4 protein-coding genes are annotated in these 5,289 nt (G+C 60.7%); all 4 read right to left on the bottom strand.

Translation table 11 applies throughout. From position 1 onward, the window contains the following. Nucleotides 1-337 precede the first annotated feature (337 nt). Nucleotides 338-1,195, bottom strand: a complete 858-nt coding sequence (locus VMR39_RS13410) for a GGDEF domain-containing protein (protein ID WP_235219116.1) — start codon at nucleotides 1,193-1,195, stop codon at nucleotides 338-340. 84 nt (nucleotides 1,196-1,279) lie between these two features. Beyond that, entirely contained in the window at nucleotides 1,280-1,528 is a 249-nt protein-coding gene (locus VMR39_RS13405; RefSeq protein WP_152536495.1) for a hypothetical protein, read from the bottom strand. Beyond that, nucleotides 1,497-3,710 (bottom strand): putative bifunctional diguanylate cyclase/phosphodiesterase, encoded by a 2,214-nt coding sequence (locus VMR39_RS13400; protein ID WP_325416494.1) that lies wholly within the window; start codon nucleotides 3,708-3,710, stop codon nucleotides 1,497-1,499. Before VMR39_RS13400 ends, VMR39_RS13405 begins: the two co-directional genes overlap by 32 nt. A gap of 274 nt (nucleotides 3,711-3,984) precedes the next feature. Next, nucleotides 3,985-5,289: Tn3 family transposase (locus VMR39_RS13395; RefSeq protein WP_325416493.1), on the bottom strand; the 1,305-nt coding region annotated here is incomplete at its 5' end.

Below are 5,289 nucleotides of genomic sequence, written 5' to 3'. Positions count from 1 at the left end.
CGGCCACGGTCAACGTCTTCAACATGGCGACAGCTATGCCATGGCCTTTTAAAGCGCTCCACTATTCTCGTTTTCTCGGCAATGACATGTTTGATTCTCGGGTTGCCCCGTTTGCTCGAGGCATTCTTTCACCGGCTCTTTTTTGACGTTCATGTTGCCCAAGCTATGCGATACGACTTCCGCTAAGATCCTACCCAAGAAACCCACCTGCGACGAGACAAGGTCTCACGACCGCTTCCACAATTCATTCCGCTCCTTCGCCCGCCACCTGCAGATCAGCGGTGGAAGTCTCGTCGAGCGGTCCGCCTGCCTCTTAAATAGGCACTCTCGCGCGAAGCTACCTGCTTGCTGCAAATCCCTCCAACCGCTGAGCAAAGAGGCGATCGACTGCCGGCATGCCGGGCACATCAGCCCTGCCTACAAAGATGGCATTCTTGCCCGCCTTTTTGGCCCGATACATGGCCTGGTCGGCCGCATGAAGCAATTCGGTGATGTCGCGCGGTGCCTCGGGCGGGATCAGCAGCGCGCCCATGCTACATGTGACCGGATAGGGTATGCCCCCCAGGACAGCCGAGAGACGGGCATGAATCTCAAGGGCAAAATCGTGGCCTTCTCCCACCGAGGGCACACGCACCAGCAACGCGAACTCATCATCGCCTCCAATACGACCGATCAGGTCTTCCCGACGCATGATCGTGGATGCCCCCTTCGCAAAGCTACGTAGCACTTCATCACCGATCAGATGACCCTGGCGGCTGTTCACCGCCTTGAAATCGTCAAGGTCGAGGATGACTAACAGGAGCGTCTGGCCCGCATGTCCCGCATCTTCGATCGCCTTAGCGCAGCGTTGGTGAAAGACTTCCTTGTTGAGCGCGCCCGTCATGCGATCCTGGTGGGCGTGGAACAGCTCGCGGTCATAAGAGCGGCGAAAACTCGTGATGATGGCGGCGATGAACAGATAGGTTATGACCCGGAATGCCACGCGCACAGTCATGACAGGACCGGACAGGCCGGGCGTTCCATCGAAATAGACCAGCGTCGCCATCAAGGCGGCGATCAGTGCCACGAAATAGCCCGCCCGCTCGCCCAGCTTCCAAGCCGCCGCGCAAATGATGGGAATATATAGCGGTACGATGCCCAGCTCGGGGCGTTGCCTGTCGGTCACCGTCAACGCTGCCATGGCGATCAGGATCATCCACCAGGTTCCCTCCCTCGAGAGGGTCTCCAGGCGGTTGGCCAACCGGCCGACGGGCAAGTGACTGTTCATGCGCTTTTCGCCCTATGGCAACTTCCGTTCGGGTTCGCGACCGTCCCAGTCCGTGGGAGGTGCTGGCCGGTCGGGATCCGATGCGAGCTCTAAGATGCGTCGTCCCGCGATCCAGATTTCCTGACCTTGCCAATACACCCAGATGCGCAACGCCTTCGCCGGTCGATCCGGGTCAGCGGCATATTCCAGAGCTGAATTGAGCGTTAAGCCCGCGATTGCCGGCTGGTATTCATCCTCTCCCCGTCGCTTGACGGCGATCATCGCTGGCGCCTTCCATGGAATTGGCTTCTGCATTATCAACTTCCTTGCGAAATTCTGTCTTGTTCGGCGCACCTTGGTCGAGCCTCGCAACATTTGCGGCGTCCGCCTGACTAGGCATAGGACGACCGAAGAAATAGCCTTGCACCTCCATGCAACCCTCGTTGCGGAGACAATCCAGTTGTTCCAGCGTTTCAACGCCTTCGGCGACCGTGGTAACGCCCAGCCGCTTACCGAGTTCCGCCACGGCCCGGACCACCGCGGCGCAGTCGGGGCGACTGACGGCATCCTTCACAAATGATCCATCGATCTTGATCTTGTCGAAGGGGAATGCGCGCAAATGTGCCAGCGAGGAATAGCCGGTACCGAAATCATCGAGCGCCACGCGTACGCCCAGCGCCCGTATCCGGCGCAAATCCCCGATCACGTCATGTTCGTCATCCAGGAGGGCTGTCTCGGTCACCTCGATTTCGAGCCGGTTCGGGGAAAGGCCGCTTTTGACCAGGGCTGCCAGCACGTCGTCGGGCAACGTTCCCTTGCCGAGTTGCGTGGCCGATATGTTGACAGCGATCCTTTCGCGGTCCGTCCAGGTGGCCGCCTCACGGCACGCCGTTTCCAACACGAAGGAGCCCAGGGCATCGGCCAGCCCGGATTGCTCCGCGACCGGCACAAATTCGGCGGGCGCAATCCAACCCCGGCTTGGATGATACCAACGCACGAGCGCCTCGCGCGCCGTAACCTCGCCGGTCTCGATGGAGACGATCGGCTGATAAAAAAGGAACATGCCCTCCCGGGTGCGCAGGGCTTCGCGGAGCTTCGCTTCCAGTAGCACGCGCTCCTGGATACGGCCTTCCATTTCCGGCGTGAACAGCCGCGCATTGCCCTTGCCAGCTTCCTTCGCGGCATAGAGAGCGATATCCGATCGGGCGAGAAGGACTTGCGCGGTCTCGCCATGGATGGGCGCAAGCGCCACGCCGATCGACGCGCCAATAGCGATATTGCCGTGTCCAAAGTCATAGTTGACGCTTAGAGCCTCGATGATCCGCGCCGCATGGGCCTGTGCTTCTTCTGCATTGCCGTGCGGCAGGAGCACGGCAAATTCGTCTCCGCCAAGGCGGCTGACGAGCATCGCCGGCGCACTGCAGACCGCCCGCAACCGCTTCGCCACTTCGGCGAGCAGCATGTCGCCGACGCCATGCCCGCGCGTATCGTTCACCAACTTGAAGCCATCGAGGTCGATGTACAGCAAGCCGGCCAAGTTGCCGGGGGTCGCCAGACGCCGTTCCAGCTCATCATTGAAGCTCGTGCGATTAGGCAAGCCCGTCAGCGTGTCATAATGCGCGAGCTGCCGAATGCGATTCTCCGCCTCGACCTCCTTCGTGACCAGCGCCCAGGTCAACATGGGGCCTATATAATCGCCATCACTGGTGGTGACGGCCGTTATCTTGAGGTCGAGCACTTCGGGACCCAACTGAATGCGGGCACTATAAGGAAGGTTCGCGGGATCAGACAGTATCCGGCGCTGATGCGCCGGGTGCCGGTGGAAGACGTCGATCGACATGCCCACAAGATTGTCGGCCTTGATCGTCAGAAGATGCTCGATCTGCTTGATAAGCAGCTTGGACGGTTCGTTGGCATAAGTGATCGCGAAGCTGCTAGGGTCGACCGTCATGACGGCGACCGGCATGTCGTCGATCATGCGGAGCAGGCGCCCCTTCTCATCCCATTTTTCCAGCTCGATCTGCCGCTTGATGCTTTGGGTAAAATATCGACCGAACCTGCGGGTATTATCGATCGCTATGCCGATCGTAACAAAGAAAATGACGGCCAGCCCCAGAGTGCCGGAGGTCGAGCGGCTCACGACGAGGGCAACAATCCAGACCGGAATGTTTGCAGCCGTAAAGGCGACCGTGGAGGTAAAAACGGTCGCCTGAACCAGCGCCCCGCCCCACATTGTGCTGATGATCACCATCAGCATGAAAGCCCTGGTATAGCCGTCACTGTGCAGCACGATCCATGTCGGACCGACCGCCATCGTCGCTGCGACCAGCCCGGTCGCCACCATCAGACGCTTTTCAGTCGAAAGTAGCGCAGGTTCGACGGGTCGCCTTGCCGTGCGCCATGCCAGATAGCTGCGCGCCATACAGGTCACCGCTACGATCGGCCCCCAGATCGCGAACAACATCCCCCATTCGGCGAAGAGAAGATATGCCGAAATGGAGATGACGATGAGATACCCCAGAAGCGCTTTGGGGACGTTCGATTCATCGCATGAATCTGATAGCCACGCAGTAACGCGTCGCCGTCGACCTTTGATATTTCGGTCCCCTGACGATCGGCGATATATCTGCTGACAGCCTTAAGCATCTGCCTGTCGCTCCTATGGCTTTCCAGTTCAGAAGTGGAAGGACACGCCGCCGCTCAATGGGGTCGGTTCCGGCTGAGGGCGGAATGACACCCTAAGCGCCGGCGTCCTTGGGCCAAAGGTACTCGCCAGTGAGGAGGATGTGTGCCCATCCGAGCGGCGAAATATGGGCGAGAAGATGGTCGGGGGTATCGAGCCCTTCGCGGCGCCGGGCCTCAACGGCATGGCCAAGGTGCAGGGTGTTCCAGTAGACGATGATGGCGGTGAGCAGGTTGAGGCCGGCGATCCGGTAATGCTGACCCTCCGTCGTGCGGTCGCGGATTTCGCCCTGACGGCCGATGCGCAGGGCATTTTTCAGCGCATGATGTGCCTCGCCTTTGTTGAGGCCGACCTGTGCACGGCGCTGCATGCCGACGTCGAGTATCCATTCGATGATGAACAGCGTCCGCTCGATCCGGCCCACCTCGCGCAGCGCGGAGGCAAGATCGTTCTGGCGCGGATAGGAGGCGAGCTTGCGCAAGATGCTGCTCGGCGCGACCTGTCCAGCGCTCATGGTGGCGGCGCAGCGGAACAGATCGGGCCAGTTGGAAACGATCAGCGCCTCACGCGCCTTGCCGCCCACCAGCGGGCGCAATTCGCTCGGCGTCGCGGCAGGGTCGAACACGTACAGTCGTTTGGATGGGAGGTCGCGGATGCGCAGTACAAGGCGGCAGCCGAGCATCGCGCTGATCCCGAACAGATGATCGGTGAACCCGCCAGTGTCGGCGTACTGCTCTTCGATCCGTCGCCCTGCCTCATTCATCGTCAGCCCGTCGAGTAGATAAGGTGCTTCGCTGACCGTGGCTGGAATGGTCCGCGATGCAAACGGCGCGAAGCGGTCGTTGACGTGGGTATAGGCCTTGATGCCGGGATCGTTGCCGTAGCGGGCGTTGATCGTATTCATCGCTTCGCCCTGCCGTGCGGCGGGGAAGAACTGGCCATCGGCCGATGCGGATCTGCCCATACCCCAGACCTGGGCCATCGGCAGCGCCCCTTGCGCCGCGACCACGTTGGCCAGCGCCTGGTCGATCGCCTCGCTTTCGACGTGCCAGCGAGCGAGACGGGAGAGTTGCCAATAGTCGTGAGTGTTGGAAGCCTCTGCCATCTTACGCAGACCCAAATTCAGGCCCTCGGCAAGCAGGACGTTGAGCAGGCCGATTCGGTCGCCGCATGGCACGCCGGTGCGCAGATGCGTGAAGGCATCAGTGAAACCCAGCGCGGTATCGACTTCGAGCAGCAGATCGGTGATGCGGACGGGCGGCAGCCGGCGATACAGATCAAGCACCAGATCCTCGATCCCATCCGGCGCGTCAGCGGTGAGCCGATCAATGCGCAGCGTGCCGTCCTCGATGCTGCCTTT

The sequence above is a fragment of the Sphingobium sp. genome, assembly GCF_035511395.1.
In the GTDB taxonomy this organism is placed as follows: Bacteria; Pseudomonadota; Alphaproteobacteria; order Sphingomonadales; family Sphingomonadaceae; genus Sphingobium.
This window is presented reverse-complemented; position numbering and strand designations above follow the sequence as displayed.

Bases quoted from the DNA above. Each gene is read 5' to 3' on its own strand.
- VMR39_RS13410 (WP_235219116.1), bottom strand. From the start codon at position 1,195: ATGATCCTGATCGCCATGGCAGCGTTGACGGTGACCGACAGGCAACGC.
- VMR39_RS13405 (WP_152536495.1), bottom strand. From the start codon at position 1,528: ATGATCGCCGTCAAGCGACGGGGAGAGGATGAATACCAGCCGGCAATC.
- VMR39_RS13400 (WP_325416494.1), bottom strand. From the start codon at position 3,710: ATGTTGTTCGCGATCTGGGGGCCGATCGTAGCGGTGACCTGTATGGCG.